Origin of the sequence: Kamptonema sp. PCC 6506 (assembly GCF_000180455.1) — a bacterium.
GTDB classification, from domain to species: Bacteria; Cyanobacteriota; Cyanobacteriia; order Cyanobacteriales; family Microcoleaceae; genus Kamptonema; species Kamptonema formosum.
In genome coordinates this window covers 1-21,362 of sequence record NZ_CACA01000356.1, presented here as the reverse complement: position 1 = coordinate 21,362, position 21,362 = coordinate 1, and the positions used below count along the sequence as shown (strand labels likewise).

Annotated in this window: 24 protein-coding genes; 10 read left to right on the top strand and 14 right to left on the bottom strand. The window is 43.4% G+C overall.

What is annotated here, in order from left to right; all coding sequences use genetic code 11:
* The first annotated feature begins 127 nt into the window (after positions 1-127).
* Both OSCI_RS25485 and OSCI_RS25480 read left to right on the top strand, forming a co-directional pair.
* On the top strand, positions 128-724 hold the full coding sequence (locus tag OSCI_RS25485; RefSeq protein WP_007358090.1) for a Uma2 family endonuclease: 597 nt from the start codon (positions 128-130) through the stop codon (positions 722-724).
* Between the two features lie 53 nt (positions 725-777).
* Positions 778-3,393 (top strand): CHAT domain-containing protein, encoded by a 2,616-nt coding sequence (locus tag OSCI_RS25480; RefSeq protein WP_007358089.1) that lies wholly within the window; start codon positions 778-780, stop codon positions 3,391-3,393.
* A 265-nt stretch (positions 3,394-3,658) separates the two neighbouring features.
* Here OSCI_RS25480 and OSCI_RS25475 read toward each other — a convergent pair whose 3' ends face one another.
* From OSCI_RS25475 to nfi, 3 genes are all read right to left on the bottom strand, one after another.
* Positions 3,659-4,204: an FHA domain-containing protein gene (locus OSCI_RS25475; protein WP_007358088.1), complete on the bottom strand. Its 546-nt coding sequence runs from the start codon at positions 4,202-4,204 to the stop codon at positions 3,659-3,661.
* A gap of 293 nt (positions 4,205-4,497) precedes the next feature.
* Complete coding sequence (locus OSCI_RS25470; RefSeq protein WP_007358087.1) at positions 4,498-4,731, bottom strand: KGG domain-containing protein; 234 nt, start codon at positions 4,729-4,731, stop codon at positions 4,498-4,500.
* A 265-nt stretch (positions 4,732-4,996) separates the two neighbouring features.
* Positions 4,997-5,656, bottom strand: coding sequence for a deoxyribonuclease V (gene nfi, locus OSCI_RS25465; protein WP_007358086.1), 660 nt, complete (start codon positions 5,654-5,656; stop codon positions 4,997-4,999).
* Between the two features lie 248 nt (positions 5,657-5,904).
* Here nfi and OSCI_RS25460 point away from each other — a divergent pair, with 248 nt between their 5' ends.
* A complete protein-coding gene (locus OSCI_RS25460) occupies positions 5,905-6,735 on the top strand; it encodes a prohibitin family protein (protein WP_007358085.1) in 831 nt (276 codons plus the stop codon).
* Between the two features lie 56 nt (positions 6,736-6,791).
* Here OSCI_RS25460 and OSCI_RS25455 read toward each other — a convergent pair whose 3' ends face one another.
* The 6 genes from OSCI_RS25455 to OSCI_RS32550 all read right to left on the bottom strand — a co-directional run bounded on the left by OSCI_RS25455 (position 6,792) and on the right by OSCI_RS32550 (position 10,534).
* Positions 6,792-7,193 (bottom strand): TIGR02588 family protein, encoded by a 402-nt coding sequence (locus OSCI_RS25455; RefSeq protein ID WP_007358084.1) that lies wholly within the window; start codon positions 7,191-7,193, stop codon positions 6,792-6,794.
* Entirely contained in the window at positions 7,190-8,062 is an 873-nt protein-coding gene (locus OSCI_RS25450) for a TIGR02587 family membrane protein (protein ID WP_007358083.1), read from the bottom strand. The genes OSCI_RS25455 and OSCI_RS25450 overlap by 4 nt, the downstream gene beginning before the upstream one ends.
* 109 nt (positions 8,063-8,171) lie before the next feature.
* Positions 8,172-8,558 carry a type II toxin-antitoxin system VapC family toxin gene (locus tag OSCI_RS25445; protein ID WP_007358082.1) on the bottom strand — a complete coding sequence of 129 codons (387 nt, stop codon included), beginning with the start codon at positions 8,556-8,558 and terminating at the stop codon, positions 8,172-8,174.
* Positions 8,555-8,788, bottom strand: a complete 234-nt coding sequence (locus OSCI_RS25440; RefSeq protein WP_007358081.1) for a type II toxin-antitoxin system Phd/YefM family antitoxin — start codon at positions 8,786-8,788, stop codon at positions 8,555-8,557. Before OSCI_RS25440 ends, OSCI_RS25445 begins: the two co-directional genes overlap by 4 nt.
* 217 nt (positions 8,789-9,005) lie before the next feature.
* Positions 9,006-10,163, bottom strand: a complete 1,158-nt coding sequence (radA, locus tag OSCI_RS25435) for a DNA repair protein RadA (RefSeq protein ID WP_420705297.1) — start codon at positions 10,161-10,163, stop codon at positions 9,006-9,008.
* Positions 10,121-10,534 (bottom strand): hypothetical protein, encoded by a 414-nt coding sequence (locus tag OSCI_RS32550; RefSeq protein WP_420705296.1) that lies wholly within the window; start codon positions 10,532-10,534, stop codon positions 10,121-10,123. The genes radA and OSCI_RS32550 overlap by 43 nt, the downstream gene beginning before the upstream one ends.
* A gap of 160 nt (positions 10,535-10,694) precedes the next feature.
* On the opposite strand from OSCI_RS32550, the gene rpaB reads away from it, so the two are divergent.
* The 3 genes from rpaB to OSCI_RS25420 all read left to right on the top strand — a co-directional run bounded on the left by rpaB (position 10,695) and on the right by OSCI_RS25420 (position 13,458).
* Positions 10,695-11,426: a response regulator transcription factor RpaB gene (gene rpaB / locus OSCI_RS25430; protein ID WP_026103763.1), complete on the top strand. Its 732-nt coding sequence runs from the start codon at positions 10,695-10,697 to the stop codon at positions 11,424-11,426.
* A 313-nt stretch (positions 11,427-11,739) separates the two neighbouring features.
* Positions 11,740-12,576 carry a hypothetical protein gene (locus OSCI_RS25425; RefSeq protein ID WP_007358079.1) on the top strand — a complete coding sequence of 279 codons (837 nt, stop codon included), beginning with the start codon at positions 11,740-11,742 and terminating at the stop codon, positions 12,574-12,576.
* A 225-nt stretch (positions 12,577-12,801) separates the two neighbouring features.
* Positions 12,802-13,458, top strand: coding sequence for a cofactor assembly of complex C subunit B (locus OSCI_RS25420; RefSeq protein WP_007358078.1), 657 nt, complete (start codon positions 12,802-12,804; stop codon positions 13,456-13,458).
* Between the two features lie 338 nt (positions 13,459-13,796).
* Here the strand turns inward: OSCI_RS25420 and rpmF are convergent, their stop codons facing one another.
* Both rpmF and OSCI_RS25410 read right to left on the bottom strand, forming a co-directional pair.
* Positions 13,797-13,970, bottom strand: coding sequence for a 50S ribosomal protein L32 (gene rpmF / locus OSCI_RS25415; protein WP_019487419.1), 174 nt, complete (start codon positions 13,968-13,970; stop codon positions 13,797-13,799).
* A gap of 64 nt (positions 13,971-14,034) precedes the next feature.
* Complete coding sequence (locus tag OSCI_RS25410; RefSeq protein WP_019487418.1) at positions 14,035-14,514, bottom strand: NINE protein; 480 nt, start codon at positions 14,512-14,514, stop codon at positions 14,035-14,037.
* A 508-nt stretch (positions 14,515-15,022) separates the two neighbouring features.
* Between OSCI_RS25410 and acsF the strand changes: the two genes are divergently transcribed.
* The 3 genes from acsF to OSCI_RS25395 all read left to right on the top strand — a co-directional run bounded on the left by acsF (position 15,023) and on the right by OSCI_RS25395 (position 18,352).
* Complete coding sequence (gene acsF / locus OSCI_RS25405; protein WP_007358074.1) at positions 15,023-16,099, top strand: magnesium-protoporphyrin IX monomethyl ester (oxidative) cyclase; 1,077 nt, start codon at positions 15,023-15,025, stop codon at positions 16,097-16,099.
* Between the two features lie 105 nt (positions 16,100-16,204).
* Complete coding sequence (locus OSCI_RS25400) at positions 16,205-16,795, top strand: Uma2 family endonuclease (protein WP_026103762.1); 591 nt, start codon at positions 16,205-16,207, stop codon at positions 16,793-16,795.
* A gap of 60 nt (positions 16,796-16,855) precedes the next feature.
* A complete protein-coding gene (locus OSCI_RS25395) occupies positions 16,856-18,352 on the top strand; it encodes a dolichyl-phosphate-mannose--protein mannosyltransferase (RefSeq protein WP_007358072.1) in 1,497 nt (498 codons plus the stop codon).
* Between the two features lie 30 nt (positions 18,353-18,382).
* Here the strand turns inward: OSCI_RS25395 and trmB are convergent, their stop codons facing one another.
* The 3 genes from trmB to csaB form a co-directional block, all read right to left on the bottom strand.
* The gene (gene trmB, locus OSCI_RS25390; RefSeq protein WP_007358071.1) at positions 18,383-19,057 is read right to left on the bottom strand and encodes a tRNA (guanosine(46)-N7)-methyltransferase TrmB; all 675 of its coding nucleotides are present in this window, start codon (positions 19,055-19,057) and stop codon (positions 18,383-18,385) included.
* Between the two features lie 105 nt (positions 19,058-19,162).
* The gene (locus tag OSCI_RS25385; protein ID WP_007358070.1) at positions 19,163-19,915 is read right to left on the bottom strand and encodes a Uma2 family endonuclease; all 753 of its coding nucleotides are present in this window, start codon (positions 19,913-19,915) and stop codon (positions 19,163-19,165) included.
* A gap of 21 nt (positions 19,916-19,936) precedes the next feature.
* Positions 19,937-20,983: a polysaccharide pyruvyl transferase CsaB gene (gene csaB, locus OSCI_RS25380; RefSeq protein ID WP_007358069.1), complete on the bottom strand. Its 1,047-nt coding sequence runs from the start codon at positions 20,981-20,983 to the stop codon at positions 19,937-19,939.
* Between the two features lie 74 nt (positions 20,984-21,057).
* On the opposite strand from csaB, the gene OSCI_RS25375 reads away from it, so the two are divergent.
* Positions 21,058-21,362: DUF2499 domain-containing protein (locus tag OSCI_RS25375; protein ID WP_019487416.1), on the top strand; the 305-nt coding region annotated here is incomplete at its 3' end.

The following is a 21,362-nucleotide window of genomic DNA, read 5'->3' as shown; positions in this document are numbered from 1 at the left end:
CTAATTGAAGACTGTATAAGGGGAGGGGAAACCATTATTTTTAGTAAATAGATACTTTGCTAAATATAATCTGGTATAACCTTAAGGAAAAAAATGTCAGCCAGAGACTTTACGGAAAAATAAAACTATGCAAGTTACCGAACAGCGATACTACTCCCCAGAGGAATATCTGGCGCTAGAGGAAGTAGCAGACTACAAAAGCGAATACATTGATGGGGAAATTTATCCAATGGCAGGCGGATCTACTAATCACAATCAGATAGCTGGTAATTTCTATGCGGAGCTAAATGTTGCTTTCAAGAAATTAGATTACCGAGTTTATATGGGTGATGTGCGGCTGTGGATGCCGAAGAAACGCATTTACACTTATCCAGATGTGATGGTAGTGATAGGAGAGCCAGAATATTTCAATAATCGCACTGATACGATTACTAATCCGAAAGTGATTATGGAGGTTTTGTCTAAGTCTACTAAAGGGTATGACCGCAGTGGTAAGTTTGAGGCTTATCGGACTATTCCCACTGTTGAGGAGTACATCTTAGTAGATCAAACTAAAATTTACATAGAACAGTTTTATAAGACCGGAAAAAAACGTTGGTCATTTAGAGAGTATGATGCAGAAGATGAGGCGATCGCTCTCAATTCAGTACCTTTTGAGATTTCCCTGGCAGATGTGTATAATAAGGTCAAGTTTGAAGAGATAGAGGCGGAGGTTGAATCCTAGAAGGTAATGGTTTTCGAGATTAGCAAATAGTAAGTTTATTAACTCTAAATTGTATGAAAATCACGCGATCGCAAAGAAATTTTGCCTTTTTATTGTTGCTTTCACTTCTGTTAGCCCTTGCCATCCCGCCCGCAGTGGCTCAGATGCAGCCACCAGCAGCGATGCAACTTGTCCAACAAGCTCGCACCCTGTACGATCGCGATCGCTACTCAGAAGCCGCGCCTCTATTACAACAAGCAGCAACAAGCTTTGAAGCACAAGGCGATCGCCTCAATCAAGCAATGGCTTTGACCAATTTAGCTGCAACTTACGGGCAACTCTCACAATGGGAAGCAGCAGAGCAAACTCTGAATTCTAGTTTATCTCTGCTACAACAGCAATCCCAAACCCTTGAACAGCAGCGCATTCTAGCTCAAACTCACGATATCCAAGGACAAATACAACTAGAACGGGGGCGGGTTCAAGATGCCCTCGATACTTGGATTGAATCTGGTAAAATTTACCAGAAAATTGAAGCTCCCCAGCAATTAATCCAAAATCAGATTAGCCAAAGCTTTGCTCTGCAATCACTCGGACTTTACCCCAGAGCTTGCAAAACCCTATTAACTACCTTAAAGCTGGAAGCGCAAACCTGCGAACTTTCTAAAGAAGGTTTACAAACCTTGAAAAATCAGCCTGTTTCCCTGGAAAATGTGCGGGCTACCAATGCTTTAGGTCATGTGTTGCTAGTTTTGGGTCAATTGAATCAGTCTCAGGAAGTGCTAGAAGTTGGCTTACAAGCATCTAAGCAATTAAATATCCCGCAAGAACAAGCTGCAATTTACCTGAATCTAGGTAATACAGTACGGGCTCAAAGTAACAACCCTGGTTTAAACGCAGAAGAGCGTAACGAGTTCGAGCAATCTGCGATCGCAATTTATAACCAAGCTGCAAAACTGACAACCCAGAGGGATACTGAGCTTCAGGCTAACTTAAACCAGCTTAGCCTCTTGGTAGACAGGAAAGATTGGGCAGAGGCGGAGGTGATCTGGCGAACGTCGATCAAACCTAAAATGACTCAGATTCCCTCCAATCAGGCTGGAATCTACGCTCAAATTAACCTGGCTCAAAGCTTGATGAAACTCTCGCAGTCATCGCAAATAACGCCGCTATTCATCGCAATTGAAAGTATTCTGAATCAAGCCAGCGGACAGGCAAATATCTTAGGCAATCCGCGCATTCAAGCTTATATTCTGGCGGCTCAGGGCAAGTTATACGAACTTCAGCAACAGCCATCAAAGGCAGAAACTTTCACAACTAAGGCTCTGGGTTTAGCGCCAGCATTTCAATCTCCTGATATTGCCTACCAATTACTTTGGCAACTGGGGCGGATTAAGAAAGCCCAGGGAAATACAGAAGATGCGATCGCACAATATAGCCAAGCCGTAAAAATCTTATCTGCTCTGCGGGGCGATTTGGTGACAGTCAATCCTGAAGTGCAATTTTCTTTCCGAGAAAGCGTGGAACCTGTCTATAGGGAATTGGTGGGATTGCTTTTAAAAGAAGATTCGCCCAGCCAAGATAAACTCAAATTTGCTCGCCAAACCATTGAGTCTTTACAATTAGCGGAATTAGACAACTTTTTCCGCGATGCTTGTGCGGATGCGAAACCCAAAGCGATTGATGAAGTCGATCCTACTGCGGCTGTAATCTACCCGATTATTTTAAGCGATCGCCTAGAAGTAATCGTCTCCATCCCCGGTAAACCTCTTCGCCACTATAGCGTTGTCAAATCTCAGGAACAGCTAGAAACTACCTTTAGAAGAATGCGAAATTCTTTGAGGCAAACTTCTGCTCTCAGCGAGCGTTTACCCATTGCTCAAGAAGTATACGACTGGTTAATCCGCCCTGCTGATGCGGATTTTGCCTCTAGCGGCATTAAAACTCTAGTATTTGTTTTGGATGGCTATTTGCGAAATCTGCCGATGGCAGCTTTATATGATGGTCAACAGTATCTACTGCAAAAATACACCATTGCTCTTACGCCGGGACTGCAATTACTAGAGGCGCAATCGCTGAGAAAAGTAAAATTACAAGTGCTAACTGCTGGCTTGACAGAAGCACGTCAGGGCTTCTCAGCTTTACCAGGAGTAGCAAGTGAAGTTCAGCAGATTGCAGATGTGCTACCCACGAGTTCAATTTTGAACGAACAGTTTATTAGCAAGGAGTTACAATCGAGACTAGAATCAGTTTCTTTTCCGATTGTTCACTTAGCAACTCACGGTCAATTTAGCTCGAATGCGGCAGATACTTTCATTTTGACTTGGGATGAGCGAGTGAATGTTAAGGAGTTAGATAGATTATTGCGATCGCGCAGCGGTGAGAAGGCTTTACCCATTGAGTTACTGGTTTTGAGCGCCTGTGAAACGGCTTCTGGCGATTCTCGCGCTTCTTTAGGTTTGGCTGGGATTGCAATTCGTTCGGGAGCTCGCAGCACTTTGGGAACTCTTTGGCAAGTCAGTGATGAAGCTACGGCTATTTTTATGACTGAATTTTATCGACAGCTTGCTAAGTCGAAAATTAGTAAAGCTGAAGCTCTTCGCAATGCTCAAGTAGCGGTAATGGAAAACCGGCAATATCAAAATCCTTATTTCTGGGCACCATTTGTAATTGTCGGTAATTGGCAATAATCTAACAGTTAACTGTTAACTGTTAACAGTTAACAGTTAACTGGTAATGGGTAATTGGTAATGGGTAATTGGTAATGGGTAATGGGTAATGGGTAATCGGTAATCGGTAATTGCTAATTGGTAATTTAGGACTTACGCAGGGAGTCCATGAAACCGGGTTTTTTAGAGAATTTGTGGGTCAAAACGAAGTATTTTCATCAAAAGAACCCGGTTTCTTTGGTTGGTTGCGTAAGTCCTGTAATTAAGCTATCTTCCCTATCTTGCTCTATCTCCGCGAACCGGAGGGCGGTAACACTACACTTACCGCTGCTGCTAAAGAAGTACCACACCAAGGACAACCAATATCTAACTGGGAGTAGGGAGAAATGTGCAGACACTTGGGACATTTCAAACCGTATTCTGTGGGCCCCGTTGCCGACGGGTACTGGGCTACATTTGCGGGTGGAGGTAGTAAAACCGTCGGGGGAACCCCACTCGTACCAAGAAAAACCGAAACCACCTTTACTTCCACTTGTCCCAAATAGATGTAAGTGCCAGAATTTAGAACTGCCTCTCCCTGATTTAATATTTTTCCATCAACTAGCGGTGGGTTACTATCCCGCAAATTCCGCAGATAGAACATATTTGTCTGGTCATTAAAAAATAGTTCAACGTGGAGCCCAGATACAGTCGGGTGAGATACAACTAAATCACACCGCGTGCGATCGCGCCCTATCCGTACAGTACCCGGATTTTTGCTCGCCTGTTTCCCTTGAATTGTCTGGGTTACGAGTTGACCTGCTTCTGTCCACTCTAAAGTTATCGAACACATAATAGCTAACCCTTACATTATTCGCTGTCCAAGTCTAATATTTTGTACCGGAACCGCCAAGGTCACGCTTGACGTTATTAATTGCTGAAACCATTGCTGGGAATTGTATTTCCCTTCTACCCTTATCGATAACTAAATCTCTTCTAAACAATGAATTTTTCCGACTCTTGTTGATAACTAAATTCTGCCTTCTAGGAAAAAGCCAAACAAAAAGCCCCACTTTGGGGGCTTTTGTTGTCCTATCAACTTAAATCTGATTGGACGCGGGGATATGCAAGTTTACTGCTTTTAGTTTACACACTTTCGCTCTTACGGCTTTTGCGACCGCCTTCGCGGCCAATTTCTGCCATGTGTTCACGATTTCGGCTAACTGCTTCCCCACCTTTTTGGCCAGCTTGTCTAGCTTCTTCAGGGGTGAATTCGTGGGCAGTTCCTTTTGCGTGGGCTGCTTTTCCGCCTTTACTAGCAATTTCGCGCTGTTTTTCTGCGTCCATAGAGGCGAATCCGCGCTTACTTTTCTCTGCCATGCCAATGCTCCTTGTTTTTGCAAATGTTTTTAGCATCTGAGGGTTATTCTAAAAATTTCAGAACCCTCGTACATCTTTCTAAGGGATAATCTTTTTTTACATCGGGGGAAGCATACAACTTTCAACCCTACAGAAAAGACTTCCTTAATTCATAGGTGTCCACTAGAGCGCACCCACAGTTGATTTTTCATTTAAGTTATGAGGGAATATTCAGAATCCTCGCCTCGTTGTTGCTTTTCTAGTCTTGTCTTTGGGCATTCCTCTGTTAACCTGATGAGAGTCGATCGGCATACCGTGTTGTCTCAGGTAGACGATACTTTAGAGTACAACGCATCACGCAGTCAATAGCTTTATTTAAGCTTACCTTGTGGCCGATGGAAATATAAATCGGTTTTACTCCGTTTTGGGTTCTGAGTACAGCACCAATAATTTCCTGGCGATCGCACAAGGGCCGCCAACTACCACGTTCGGAGGGTACTGGTTCATGCTCTCCGATAAAACGAGTTTTAGCAACACCTATAGTAGGAACTTGTGTCAATACTCCCAAATGACAGGCGAGACCAAACCTCCGGGGATGAGCTAAACCTTGACCATCACAAAGAATTAAGTCCGGGGTAGTGGTGAGATTTTCTAGGGCTGCCAGCACTGCGGGTACTTCCCGAAAGGATAAAAAACCGGCAATGTAGGGAAAACTCACAGGGACTTGGACAACGACCTGTTCCTTTAATTGTAAGTCAGGAAATGTCAAAACTGCGACAGCCGCCTGTGCGATCGCCGTTTTTTCTTCATAGGCCACATCCACGCCGGCGACATAGCGGATCGTTCCGAGTTGGTCTTCGGCGATTACCTCCGACTGGAGTTGCTGCTGAATCCCGATCGCCTCCTCAACAGTCTCAGGCCATTCATGTCGTTGCGAAATCTTCATTGGAAGTAAATTTATCAAAAATAATTTTAGATTAAGACTTACGTAGTTACTACAATTTTCTGTCATTGCGAGAGCTAAACGTACCACAGTTGCCAGGAACTAAGCAATCTGAGGGCACTAAGCAACCCCAAAGCAATCTCACACCTTGATTTCTCTCGATCGGCGGAAAAGTTTATGAGAGTTGAATTTTCGCTCAAAGGCTAACATAGAGAAATACTAGATAAGACTAATATAAGGTACTAAGATTTATGAAAATCACCCAAACAGCTTTTCCTTACAACCTTGCCGTATACATCATCGGCGGCGTTGTCATCGCGATCGGAGCCCTGCTTTTTAAACCCTTTACCATTGTTAATGCTGGCGAACGAGGCGTAGTCATGCGCTTCGGCAAAGTTCAGGAGCAAATATTAGATGAAGGCATTCACCCAGTTATGCCAATAGTCACATCTGTTAAAACTCTCAGCGTTCGCGTACAAAAGACTGATTTGAAGGCAGAAGCAGCATCTAAAGATTTGCAAAGAATTACTGCCGATCTAGCAATAAACTGGAATATAGACCCCACTAAGGCGAATCAAGTTTACCAGCAGGTAGGAAGCGAAGAACAAATTGTGGATGGAATTTTGAATCCGGCAGTTTCCGAAGTCCTAAAAGCTGCCACTGCCAAAAAAACAGCGTTGGAAATTATCACTAAACGCACAGAATTAAAAGCCGAAATTGACAATAGTCTCAGGAACCGTTTAGCACCTTATGGAGTGCTAGTGAAAGATGTTTCTCTGGTAAATTTCGGCTTTTCACCGGAGTTTAGCAAAGCGATAGAATCTAAGCAAATAGCTGAACAGGAAGCTAAACAAGCTGAATTTTTGGCATTGAAAGCAACGCAAGAAGCTCAAGCTCAAATTAACCGTGCTAAGGGTCAAGCAGAGGCCCAGCGTTTGCAGCGCATGACTTTAACTCCAGAACTTCTTCAACAGCAAGCAATTGAAAAATGGAATGGTCAGTTTCCAACTGTAATGGGAGGTAACGGAGCATTACCGTTTGTAAATATTACCGTACCTGATAGCCAAACTGCGAAAAAGTAATTGTTAACGGTTAACGGTTAACAGTTAACAGTTAACCGTTAACTATTTATGTTACCTTATGGCAATTTGTAACTTGCTACTCGCAAAATTAACTGACCTTTGCGCGGATCGCGGCTGAAAATAAAAGCACCTTCTTGAGTTTCACCGCTTGACAAAAAATCTATTTGCTGTTCTCCACTTTCCACAACTTCTCCATTAACTCGCAGTTCCGCTATAACTTGGACTGATTCAGCGGTTTCGCCACCCGTATTAGTAAGTATAAATGGTATGTAAAATTGCCCTCCTGTTTCGCGCATAGCTGTATTTTGCGTGACAGAGAGGATAGGAGGTTCGTGTTTGTTAGTCAGCCAATTGTAGACTACTAATCCGCTCAGGGTAGCGAGGATAAAACTCGCGATCGCAAATGTCACCCATTCCGCCAGCGATCGTTTAAACTGCTTTTGATTATCCTCTGTCATACTGTTAACCTTCCTGCCGCGCCGCCAATTGTTGCAGGCAATCCTAATACTAATGTATAGCTCAACCATACTGACCAAGGATCGCTAAAGTTGAGCTTGTCGAAAAAGTACAGCATGAATGTAGATGCCGCAAGTGACACTAAATAAGCCATTATCGTTTCGCTAAGTGGGCGTTGAAAGATACCTTGCTGCTGGTAGCGTTTTACTTGGTGGGTAAAGCCGGCCGCAAACACAATACCATAGGAAATTAGCAGAGAAGCGGCGATAATGGCTAATTGCCAAGGGGGAGATATGGCTGCGGCTAACATGGGAACTTCATCGGTGGGTGCAATGTTGAAAGCAATGATGGTAGCGCCGATTAAAGTAGCGCCGATATCTGCTAAAGTTGCATTAATAGTAGTTTCCTTTTTTTTATCTTGTTCGTCGTCATCCGAACCCTGATTGCGATCGCCACTCAAAACTGCTCGCGCGATCGCCACTCCCAGAGAAAAGGAAAGGCCTTCAAATATCACTTTTCCTAAAATTTCTTGCAGAGGTGTCTCTGGGGTAATTTCTCGGAGTAAAAATAGGATCAGTGCGGCGCAGACAGTCCCGATCGCAATGGCTTCTACAGTGTCGATTAGAGCTTCTTGGAAGCGAATATTCTTTGTTTTGCGAAATCCTTCAGTCCGGTTAAGCAGGAAAACGGCGACAAAAGTAGATGCGATCGCGCCTAGCATTTGTGGCGGTTTAGTAGATGAACCGATCCACCAAACCTCCATTGTATAAAGTAAGGGAATGCCAAATAAAAATCCGCCCGATGCACCGCGAATTATGGCATCTAATTCATTTAACCATGAATTTTTATGGTGTTTTTTTATCTTGCTCATTCTTTGGTCAAAATCTGCTTATATAATTTATATTTAATCAAAGCTAAGCCCAGATTTGCTGAATTATATCTCGCACTTGCGCCCAATAGTTGTTAAATAATAACATGATTTACCATAACCTCGCGATCGCATAGGCATCAAAAACAGAATCTACACTCAAAATAGGTATCTGTTCCGCTATTGCCTGTGCAATTATCAGCCGATCGAATGGATCGCGATGATGCAAAGGTAGCGAAGCAACAACCTCAATTTGGTGTAGATTAATCTCCAGTATCCCCATGTTACTAACACTGAGTTGTTGCCTGATAAACTCCATAAAAGGCAGACTGAAACTCAATCTGCCTATACTGTGCTTAATCGCCATTTCCCAAATACTAGCTGTACTGACTAGCTTCTCGTTATTTTCATCTTCAATTATGGTTTTGACATTAATGCTAAGTCTAGGGTTATCGGTGACGTACCAAATAAAGGTATGAGTGTCCAACAATAGCCTCATTCCATATACTCCTTAAACTCTTCTAACGGTTCGTCAAAGTCATCGGACATCCAAACCATACCTTTAGCAGTTCCAGCTTGGGATGGCCAACGCTTCTTAGTTTGTGGTATTACCACTAATTTTACAACAGGTTGGTTATCCTTACTAATCACAACTTCTTCACCTTTAATCGCCGCTTCGATTAATTCGCCCAGATTCTTTTTAGCCTCGGCAACATCTATTTCGTGCATAACTATTACCTCTCGATTATCCATTCACAGGACTTACGTATTATATAACACTCTAGCATTTGTAAGAAGCAAAAAAAGAACTTACGCTCAGGGCTCCAGAAACCGGGTTTTTGAGAGAATATGTGGTGAAAACGAAGTATTTTCATCAAAAAACCCGGTTTCTTTATTTGGGTACGTAAGTTCCCCTATTCAACAGTTAACAGTTAACTGTTAACTGTTAACTATCATCATCTGACTCCAATTGACGGGGAGTAGCAGGAATTGCGGCAATAATTGCATCAATCACCTTCGCCACTGGAATAATTTGCATCCCCAAATCTGGCGGTGTTTGATTGTGAGGAATAATTGCCCGTTTAAACCCTAATTTTGCCGCCTCCCTCAGCCTTAATTCTAGTTGTGAAACGGGTCGCACTTGCCCGCCTAAACCTACTTCTCCTAATAACACAGTCCGCGCATCCACCACGCGATCGCGGAAACTAGCTACTACTGCGATCGCAACTCCCAAATCCGCAGCAGGTTCCTCCACTTTTAACCCGCCCACCGTTGCCACAATCGTATCTAATTTAGATAGGGGAATCCCGACTCTCTTCTCTAAAACAGCTAGAATTTGCTGCAATCTAGCATTATCAACCCCAGTAGTAGCGCGGCGCGGCGAACCAAAACTCGCAGGACTAACTAAAGCTTGAATTTCTACTACAATTGGGCGAGTGCCTTCACAAGCAACTGTCGTCGATGTACCCGGAGAAAACTCATCTCGATTACCCAAAAATAACTCTGAGGGATTATCGACTTCTCGCAACCCATTGGCGATCATTTCAAATACTCCGATTTCGTGAGTTGCACCAAAGCGGTTTTTCATAGAACGTAACAATCGGTGAGAAGCAAAGCGATCGCCCTCAAAATACAGTACAGTATCGACCAAATGCTCTAAAACCCTCGGCCCCGCTAAGCCCCCATCTTTCGTCACATGACCGACAATAAATAAAGTAATATTTGCCCGCTTCGCCACCTGCATCAACGCCGAAGTACATTCCCGTACCTGCGCCACCGAACCCGGGGCCGATGTTAAACTAGCAAAATAAACCGTCTGAATACTGTCAATTACTGCTAAATTCGGTTTCAGCGATTCCAACTCCCGCAAAATCACCTCTAAATCAGTTTCCGGGAGTAAGTAAAAATTCTCCGCTGAATTGTCTATTTCGCGATCGCCCGAATTCTTCGCCTTTTCCCCACTACCATTAGCATTTTGTCCATTGGCAGATAAATTTACCGGAGTAGCAACACCCAAACGCTGCGATCGCAACTTCACCTGCTGACCCGACTCCTCCGCACTCACATACAGTATGCGATCCTTGCGCGACAGTTGATTCGCCACCTGCAACAACAGCGTTGATTTCCCAATCCCCGGTTCCCCCCAATCAACACCAAAGAACCCGGAACAATCCCCCCTCCCAAAACCCGATCCAATTCCCCATAACCAGAAGGCCAACGTGACTGTGATTGGTCAGCAATCTGTGATAATTTGAAAGATGCTCTCGGCTGACCAGAAGACTTATCTGGTGTTAAGTTGCCCGTTTCCCTAGTGGTTACGCCAGTCAAACCCACTCTGCCCGCTGGAGTTGTGGGGATAATCTCTAGCTGTTCATCAAAAGAGTCCCAATTCTGACAGCTAGGACACCTGCCGAAGTATTGGGGCGACTCGTAGCCGCATTCCCGACAAACATATTGTGTGCGAGGCTTTGGCATTGTTTACAATATAGAGTAACCTTAACATTTGAAAAAGCCTGAATAAGAGCAATAACAAGGCTTTCAGGCCGAACACAAGTGATTAAAAGAGTTTGTGTCTTAATGATAGGGTACAAAAAATTAACTTATCAGTAATGTAACTTAAGGAGTGTTGGGGAATTTGGAAAACCATAAGGAAAAAATTCTAGTAGTCGATGACGAAGCCAGTATCCGCCGCATTCTGGAAACTCGCCTGTCGATGATCGGCTACGATGTCGTCACTGCTGCTGACGGCGAAGAAGCCCTAGATACCTTTCGCAATACCGATCCTGACCTTGTGGTACTGGATGTAATGATGCCAAAGCTAGATGGTTACGGTGTTTGTCAGGAGTTGCGGAAGGAGTCCGATGTGCCGATTATCATGCTGACGGCGTTGGGGGATGTTGCCGATCGCATCACCGGTTTAGAATTGGGGGCGGACGATTACGTTGTCAAGCCTTTTTCTCCCAAGGAATTAGAAGCCCGCATCCGTTCGGTACTGCGGAGGGTTGACAAAAACGGTGCTTCGGGTATTCCCAGTTCCGGCGTTATTCATGTCACCAATATCAGAATTGATACCAATAAGCGACAAGTTTACAAAGGGGACGAACGCATTCGGCTGACGGGAATGGAGTTTAGCCTTTTAGAGCTATTAGTAAGCCGTTCTGGAGAGCCTTTTTCGCGATCGGAAATTTTGCAGGAAGTTTGGGGATATACGCCTGAGCGCCACGTAGACACCCGCGTTGTGGACGTTCACATCTCGCGGCTAAGGGCAAAGTTAGAAGACGATCCTAGCAATCCTGAGTTAATTCTAACCGCACGAGGTACTGGCTACCTGTTCCAGCGCATTGTAGAACCTGGGGAGGTTGGCTAATAATACTGCCTGGACTTACGCGCAGGGTGCGAGAAACCAGGTTTCTTGTCAGTGATTAGCCTCAAAGCGTAGGTTTTGTCAAGAAACCCGGTTTCTTTGATTTTGCGTAAGTCCTAAGTAAATCCACCTAATTAAACGTAAGAACCGGATGGCTAAAACCCTAGCTGTATAGAACCCATTTGACATCATTTTCGCGATCGCCAGTAGCGGGCGATCGGGTTGTAGGTTCCCCCTACAAAATTGAGGTAAAATTACTATATTGCTGATATGCAGGCTAACATTTTAATTCAGATGTTGTAATAGTGTCTAAAAAATGACTGTCACTCAACGAGTATGTATTGTTGGTTTAGAAGAGTCTGAGGTTGCTGAGTTTCAGTCGCTTCTTGAGTTTGGTATTGGAGTGGTAGCCCATCAAGCCTTACCTCGCATTATCGTTAAAGATGGACAACTCTTCGTTGAATCCCGTAAACACGCTGGCATGATTGAGGTGACAAAAGTTGTTTTTCACGGCATTTATGAAAATGATTTAGAATTTTTTGCGGCTTTGGGTTTGTGGGGTGGTTTATGCCTACCTAATCCGCGTGGGATGATGGATTTACGTCTACGATTACCAGGACTTGTGCGTGTTCTTCAACATACACGCTTTGGTTCACCACTTCGAGGTTATGCAGCTCCTAGAGCAGAATTTCATACTAAGAATGAAAAAGTAGCGAAGTGGGGAAATTGGCACTGTGGAAAAAATAAAGAACGATTTAAAGATGTGTGGCAAAGTGACGATCCATGCCTTATTGAGGATTTTATTTCTGGAGACGCTGTAAGAGTCGTTTTAATTGGCGACAAGCATTGGCAAATCAAACTTGAAGGAGAGACTTGGCTAAAGTCAATTCACGATCAGAGGGCTGACTTTATGGAGATCGATCCAGAGTTATTAGAAGATACACAGAATGTTGCAAAAGCTTTTGGGTTAGAGCTTATAGCAAATGATTATATTGTGAACGAAAACGAAACAAAACATTTGTTAGAAGTCAATCATATTCCTAATGTCAGTCGATTTCCAGAAATTTGGTCAGCCTATCTAGATTACGCAACTGCATGGGTAAATCAATCTGTTGTCAAAGGTATAGCAACCGCCAGGGCGGTTAGGGGCTAGGGGCTAGGGGCTAGGGGCTAGGGAAAGAAGGGAAAGAAGGGAAGAGAGTCAATGGTTTGATCCATGAGCGAGTGTCCTAATCGTTGTGGCGGTTGCTATATCACCTAACCGCTCTCCGCTTGCAAGTTACTTTCTTCATCTAGAGAAATGAATGGTTCTAATAGATCGTATTCTTTCCAATTATCAATATCGAGCGTTACACCGTCATTTATATGAAGTATTTTTATGGCTAAATCTGACCCTAATAGAATTTTAAGGCTATTGCCACTTGTTGCTGGCGTTTTGGCTGGTGTACTGTTGATGATTAACCGCTTGCTGACACCAGAGTTGACAACTTCTCAAAGTCGTTCCGATGCTTTGGGAGTAATTTTGAGCGCTTTGCTGATTTTAACGGGTTTGCTATGGCAACAGGTGCAGGCGCGATCGCCTGATTCAGTACAATTAATAGGAGTTGAGGGTTTTGAACTAGCGCCGGATTTGCCGGATGTTGTCAAAACGGAATTAGCTTGGGTATCGCATTTGTTGTTAACTAATACTGCCACGCGATCGCTCCTCATTTGGTATCGCGGTAAAGTTATCCTCCGACGCGGAATTTTAGGCGTTAACTCCGAAGTTAAGCCAGGGCCAATTTTGCAGCGGGTACTGGATAAAAGAAAGCCAGTTTATTTGGTAAATCTTAATCTCTATCCGGGAAGAATCGAATTTGATTATTTGCCAGAAAATACTCAGGGTGTCATCTGTCAGCCTATTGGCGAAGAAGGCGTGTTAATTTTAGGTGCTAACGCGCCGCGTAGTTACACGAAACAAGATGAAAATTGGGTTGAAGGAATTAGCGACAAAATAGAAGATAGTTTTAGGCGCTATTTAATTGCTAATAGTTAATGGCTAATTGCTAATGGCTAATTGCTAATGGCTAATTGCTAATTTAAGAGTTATATCATGTCCGGCAAATTACTTACGATCTGTCATTGCGAGCGAAGCGAAGCAATCGCAGAGACTAGGCGATTGCTTCGCTTCGCTCGCAATGACACACTTATGTTTATTTATGTCCGACTACTTATAAACATTCTTCCTTCTTCCTTCTACTTATCTTAGCGGTTTCTTTACCGCCAGGATAGCGGCGTTACGTCAAGAGTGCGTAAATCCTAACTGAAGATCGTATTAAAAATATTATAGAGGCAAGATTAATCCCGCCTCTACAAATTCCTTGATTCCTTTTTCTATTCTTCTTCCTCTTCTTCATTACTGGGGTAGACAAAGCTATGGGAACGCCCAGTCAAAACAGATTTGCCAAGAGAGAGAGCTTTTTGAGCAGCTACCGTTGCTTTGTGCTTCCAAGTGGCCTTACGCATATTCCGCTTGGATTTCGAGGTTTTCTTCTTAGGAACAGCCATGACAGTAAATAGTTTTTGCTTTTATAGACAAACAACCATCTTATCTTAATTTTGGTAGTTACTCCTAAAGTTCGTGGAAGTCATAAATGACAATGCCTGTGGCTGGGTCATTATCGACGCTGACGTAACCAGTTTTGAGTAATTCTGTGAGTGTAGCTTCTACTTCGGCAAAGCTAGCGCCAGTTGCCATCACACCTTGGGTGACAGATAACTTTCCTCCTTTGGCATAAGCAGCTTTAAGGAGTTTGACCATTAACTGTTCAGGAGTTTGCTTGACAAGTACCTGCGCGATCGCAGCGTTTGGTTGATGATATATGGGTACACCTGTGGCAGATACGCCCAGTTTCGCTCTGATATTGGCGTTTTGTTCATCTACCATACTGGGAATCAGTAGCAAATCAAGTATTTGACCGATACCTAGCAGTCCTCCCGTGAACAGCCAGAGTAGACCTGTACCAATTTTGCCATTATATAGGCGGTGGAGTCCGTTCATACCCATTAACCCTCCAGCCCAGAAAAGGTAACTTACGCCTAAATTTTTCATAATGCCCCGTAATCTTTAAGTTTTTGACACTCCCACCCCTAAATACCTTACCCACCCCTAAATATATTCTGTACTTTCCGTACCCTGTTTGCACAGCTACCGATTTGCATAACTTCCGCAGGGATTGACTGAAGATTTTGAAATTATTTGGATTTACGATCTATTATGTTTGAAACCTCAATCTCCTCTACGCCCCTGAAATCGGCAGGATTCAGAGCCTCCTTTTCAGGGGGTTGCCCTATATCAGCCTCCTCAGTTGAGACTTTTTAGCAATTCTTAACGCAAGCTGACGTTTTTACTCGCTGAGACGTTGGTAGACTGGAGGACGTGGAAAAAACAGCAGTTTTGAGTTTGCATTCCATGCACTTTCCTTGCATAGCTGCTGCCCCTAAAGGTAAGCTTGCCTTTGCGCTACAAGTGCCTCTACACATTTGGCACCTTCGCCTAGAGTTTGCTCCTGCGTAACAACCCAGTCGGTTAGTGTCAAAATAACAGATACAAAAAACCTATGGTAGATTCCCTCAAGAAACCAACTTTTGAAGAACTGCGGCCGGGGATTAAAGTCCCAGCTAAGGAAACTATCCTCACGCCTCGATTTTATACAACTGACTTTGACGAGATGACCACAATGGACATCTCACCAAATGAAGATGAGCTCAGAGCGATTCTTGAAGAGTTCCGCGCTGACTACAACAGACACCATTTTGTGCGGGATACTGAGTTCGAGCAGTCTTGGGATCACATTGATGGTGACAAGCGCCGAGTGTTTGTGGAGTTTCTAGAGCGCTCTTGCACGGCCGAGTTTTCTGGCTTTTTGCTCTACAAGGAATTGGCACGCAAGCTGAAGGATAAAAGTCCGCTGCTGGCTGAGTGCTTTTTGTTGATGTCGCGGGATGAGGCTCGGCACGCGGGATTTCTGAATAAGGCCCTGTCAGATTTTAATTTGTCGCTGGATTTGGGTTTTCTAACTAAGAGCCGGAAATATACTTTCTTTAAACCGAAATTTATTTTCTACGCTACTTATCTTTCAGAAAAGATTGGTTACTGGCGCTACATTACTATTTACCGCCATTTGGAAGCGCACCCCGAAGATCGGATTTATCCAATTTTCCGCTTCTTTGAAAATTGGTGTCAGGATGAAAATCGGCACGGAGATTTCTTCGATGCGATTATGAAGGCTCAGCCGCAGTTTTTGAATGATTGGAAGGCAAAACTGTGGTGTCGCTTCTTCTTACTTTCAGTGTTTGCGACGATGTATTTGAATGATATCCAGCGCGGTGAGTTCTATGCTGCGATTGGTTTGAATGCTCGCGATTATGACATTGAGGTGATTGAGAAGACGAATGATACGGCGGGACGGGTGTTCCCCGTGATTCTGGATGTGAATAATCCTGAATTTTATCAACGTTTGGATGTTTGCGTGCACAATAATGAGAAACTGAGTGCGATCGCATCTGCCAATACTCCGAAATTCTTGCAATTCTTCCAAAAGCTACCAGTCTACGTTTCGACTGGCTGGAATTTGTTAAAGCTATACTTGATGAAGCCGATCGATATGACTTCTGTACAAGGTCTAGCTCGTTAAGTATTCATTTTTGCTCCTCTGTTGGTGGCGGTTCTGCGAGATGCAGAGCCGCTTTTTTAGTATAATGTTAACTTAATTTTGACGCGCGATCGCGCTGAGGATATTATGCAAACACTCACACAAAAATGCTACTACACTCCTGAAGAATATCTGGAACTTGAAGAAGCTGCTGAGTCTAAAAGTGAATACCGAGATGGAGAAATAGTAGCCATGACAGGCGGAACTACTAATCATAACAAAATCGCTCTCAATTTTTGTGTCAACTTTAAAGTGGCTTTCAGAGGGCAAAATTATGAGATGTTTATCAATGATGTGCGATTGTGGATACCCCGTTATCGCCTCTACACCTATCCCGATGTTATGGTAATTGAGGGAGAACCCATTTATGAGGGAAGTGGTACGACTACAGTAACTAATCCATTGTTGATTGTTGAAGTTTTGTCAAAATCAACGAAAGATTACGATCGCGGTGACAAATTTCAGTATTATCGATCGATTCCTGAACTCAAAGAATATATTATGATTGACCAGTACAACTTTCATATTGAACAATTTGCTAAAAACTCTGAGGGAAAATGGGTTTTAAGTGAGTATGAAACCGCTGATTTAGTCTTGACTTTGGCTGCTCTTGATTTTCAAATTCAATTGAGTGAGATTTATCATGGTGTTAATTTTAATGTCAGCAGTGAAGGGTAATTAGCAGATATTTTTAAGAGCTTTGACCGCAGATACACGCAAATAATATCAGGATTTTTTATGATTTTAACTAAACAAATATCTAACAAATCAATTCCCTGGTTTAACTTCGGAATATTGGGCATATTTCTCCTGTCAGTTGCATTGAGATTTTGGGGACTTGACCGCTTTAATGCTTTAGTTTTTGATGAGGTTTATTACGCTAAATTTGCTAATGATTATCTGACAAAAACTCCTTTTTTCAATGCTCATCCACCTTTAAGCCAATACATAATTGCCATTGGGATTTGGATAGGTTCTCATCTGCCTTTTGGACAAGATTCGGTCAATAGTTTGACAGGTTCTTTACTTTCACCTTGGGATTATCGCTGGATAAATGCTTTCACTGGTTCCTTTATTCCGCTAGTTGTAGCCGCTTTAGCTTATCAGTTAACTCGCCGCCGTAGCTATGCCTTGATTGCAGCTTTATTTGCGGCCTGCGATGGTTTATTTCTAGTTGAATCTCGATATGCACTCAATAATATTTATTTGGTAATTTTGGGTTTATTGGCGCAGTTATTTTTCTTGAAAGCACTTGACAATCACGGCAATAAGCGCTGGTTCTGGTTAGTGTTAGCAGGTATCGGCTTTGGTGCATCTGCTTGTATTAAATGGAACGGTTTGTGGTTTCTATTTGGTACTTATTTACTGTTGATATTTGCTTGGGGGATGCGGTTGATTCAGGGGGCTAGGGTAGGAGGAGATGAAGGTAATTTTCATCCTACGGAAAGTCCTTTACAAAGTTTGACTAAATTAAATTTTGGGCAGGTAGTATTGAGTCTAGCAATTATTCCAGTTGCAGTTTATAGTCTGCTTTGGATTCCTCACTTGCTACTTAATCCAACTCCCAATTTTTGGGATATGCAAAAGGAAATTTTGACCTATCATGAAAGCATTAAAAGTGGGCGTGATGTTCATCCTTATTGTTCTTGGTGGTACAGTTGGATTTTGATGATTCGACCTGTGGTTTACTTTTATAAAGCTGCTGAAAATAAGGGTGAAATCGATCCAGTTTTGCCCTCTTTACCTGAAGATTTTACTAAAACTATTTTTGATGTTCATGCGATGGGAAATCCCGCCCTTTGGTGGTTGTCAACTGTAGCTATTTTTTTGTTATTATGGATGTTAGCTAATCGAGTTTGGGTTTGGGTGGAAACGCGGAATGTGTCTTCAATGGAAGTGATGGAACATTTACCAGTTCAATTTCCGCCGACTGCACAATTGTGGTTAGGTTTCTATCTAGTGGTTAATTGGTCTGCTAATTTATTCCCTTGGATAAAGGTGACTCGCTGCACGTTTTTATATCATTATATGGGTAGTTCTGTGTTTGCCGCCTTAGCACTTGCTTGGTGGGTTGATAGGTGGGTTTTTAGTCCCCAACGTCATCTGCGAGGAATAGGAATTACTGTGATTTTTCTAATTTTACTGGCTTTTGTTTTCTGGATGCCTGTTTATTTGGGACTGCCTTTATCGCCTGATGGGTGGAGAATTCGGATGTGGTTTCCTTCTTGGATTTAATACCGTAACGCCGCCCTCTGGGCGGTATTGTCACCGCCCAGAGGGCGGCGTTACGTCAAGCGTGCGTAAGTCCTGAATTTTAAACAATGCCCGATATACTGGTTCGCCGCGTTTTAAGGTAGCAAGTTCTCGTTCCGTAGGAATTGGTAAGGGGTTTTCTGTTAGCCAATTATCGTCACCTTGGTGGTGGAAAGCAGGGTGAGAGGAGAATCTATCGCGCATTTCTGCGGCCACTTCTTTAACGTCTGATTGGATAAAAACTTCGCCGTTAACAGATAAATAAGTTGCCAATTCTGCAACTAATTCTGGTTGTACCATCCGCCTTTTTAGATGCTTTTGTTTGAACCAGGGATCGGGAAATTGAATTGTTACTCGCTGTAATGCACCTGTCGGTAAAGATGCTAAAATTGGCTTGATAGAATTGTTGGCATTGCAAAATAAATAGTGAAGATTTTGCAAGCCTTTTTCATCCCGCCAAGCATTAGCTTCTTCTACTAAGGGTTCGCGAATTTCTAACCCTAGAAAGTTCCACTCAGTTTGTATTTGTGCCATTTGCCATAAAAAGCGCCCTCTGCCACAGCCGATATCTAAATGTAGGGGCAAATTTAAGTTAGGATAAATTTGAGTCCAATCTGGAGGACTAGCGGATACTTGATATTTAATGCAGAGTGGATTGACGTGCTGACGGACTCGAACTCTTGCCAATTTTGATAACTCCCGATAATTATAAAATTTACAAATCACGCTTGGTAACGCCGCCCTCTGGGCGGTAAATAACCGCCTAGAAGGCGGCGTTACCTTTTTCTATAACTAAACTTCGGGTTCAATTCCGGCTGCTCTTAATTGTGCAGCTAATCGTTCCGAACGTTCTCGTTCCTGTTGTACTTGTTGTTGTATAATTTCTTTTTCTTGTCTTTCTTTTTCGATCGTTTCTGCTCCCCACAATAACATCTCTCCGCTTTCATCCCACCAACGTAACCAATATCCCGTTCGATTTGCCTTTGTTCCTTGCCACACTCCCAAAAATAATCCTACTCCTTCAATCCAATGACGATTATTAACATCAGGTGGTCGTAGTTCATACCGCCCTGATGAATTTAATTGATATAGTTCTAGCAAACCCTCTCTAGGTTCAAATATAGCATAGAATGGTACGCGCAATATTTGCTCGTAAAAAAACCATTTTCCCGGTGGATAACTTTGTTTGCTGGAATATTCATCGCTTTCTGTTGCTGATAAAAATTCCATGACGATTGCCGGAATTTCCCCTTCTAGGTTTGGGGTATAACTGCGACGAACTTCCTGAGTAGGAAATGGCTCGACATTGCTAGCATAGAACCAATCGGGGGCTTTTATGGCTAGTTTGCCGTTTAATGTGGCGCAAACTCCCATATTTGAAGCTACTAATATTCTATCTTCAATTAGTCTCGCGATTTCTAAGCTTTCTCGCAAGGCGGCGGCTAGAATGGGCTGGTCGATGTTTTCCACTGGCTCCTCATCTAAAATGAAATCATCGGGTAATTTTTCCCAGGTAATCTTTAGTTCTGCTGTGTTAACTGGCATGGTGTTTTACCTCTGATTATACTATTTGAGGGCTGACTGCAATACTTCTTGATGGATGAGAGATCTATCTACTAGATATTTTATCTTATTTTGCGAAAGTGGCTCGCCGTTAGCATAGTTTTCGATCCAGGTTTTGCCGATCGAGTTAGCGTTATCGGGCAATTCAGATAATAAGTAGCCGGGAATTTCTAAGTCATCCATTAATTGCGTTACTTTCGGGTCGTAACTGAGGGCAAAACAGCGACATTCTTCGGCTAATCCCATAATTAAACTGTGATAGCGCATCCCGATGACCATTTCTACTCCGCGAAATACTCCTTTTAATTCTCTGGGGTTTTCTAAGGTGAGGATTGTGCTATTATTAGGTATAGCTTTGTGCAGAATTTCGGCAAGAGGTAGGTCTTGAGAAGATTGAAAGGGAAGGAGTAAAATAAAGGTTTGCGTAGCTTTTTGAAAGTCGATTAAGGCGCGGGTTAATGTGGCTAAACGGGTGGGGGTGAGGGTGGAGTGCGATCGCAAATTGACAGCAACTCTGGGTGCGGGTAAATCCCACAACCCTGCTACTGGTAAAGCCTCTAAGGCCCAAACAGGATCGGGTGCTAAGGTAAAGGGAATTTGCCAATCCACGAGTAAGCCAGCGGAGCCTTTATCGCGCACGCTGACGGCGTTACAGCCGCCAAACCAGCGTTTAGCAAGATTGCGGGTAATCGGGCGCTTTAAGGGGCCGATACCTTGAGCCCAGGCGATCGTTTTTAGGCCGAGTTGTTGAGCAAGTCCCATCAATCCCCCATAATAAAAAGGGCTGGCTAGGCTGGTAGAGTCTTGGATTAAACTACCGCCGCCCCAAATTAAGGCCTCGGAGGTACGCAAGGTTTGGAGAACTTGAAAGGCATTCATGCGATCGCACGTTTCCACCCCGTAGCGTTGATTTGTCTCAACAGGATTGCCAGAAAGCACAATTGGTGTTACATAATCTGGTAACATTTGCAGCAGCGATGCCAACAGTGCCTCGTCCCCGCCATTGCCTTTACCGTAGTAGCCACATAAAACCGCGCGTATCTTTCCCATTTTGGATATAAGATATTTCAACTAATTAGTTTCTATTCAACCTAAAATTTAAAATCTAAAATCTAAAGTTTTTTATGCACACACTCTCCATCCCTACCTGGATTATCCACATCTCTAGCGTTATTGAGTGGATAGCTGCCCTCTGGTTCATCTGGATCTACGGTGAAGTCAGTCAAAACCGGGCTTGGTGGGCGTTATCCTTCGGTATGTTACCGGCTCTCGTGGGCGCGATGTGTGCTTGTACGTGGCATTATTTTGACAACTTGCCTTCCCTAGAATGGCTCGTTACTGTCCAAGCTGCGATGACCCTGATTGGTAATTTTACCCTGTGGGCGGCCGCGTGGTGGATCTGGCGATCGGCTCAGCCGACGGGGGAGTA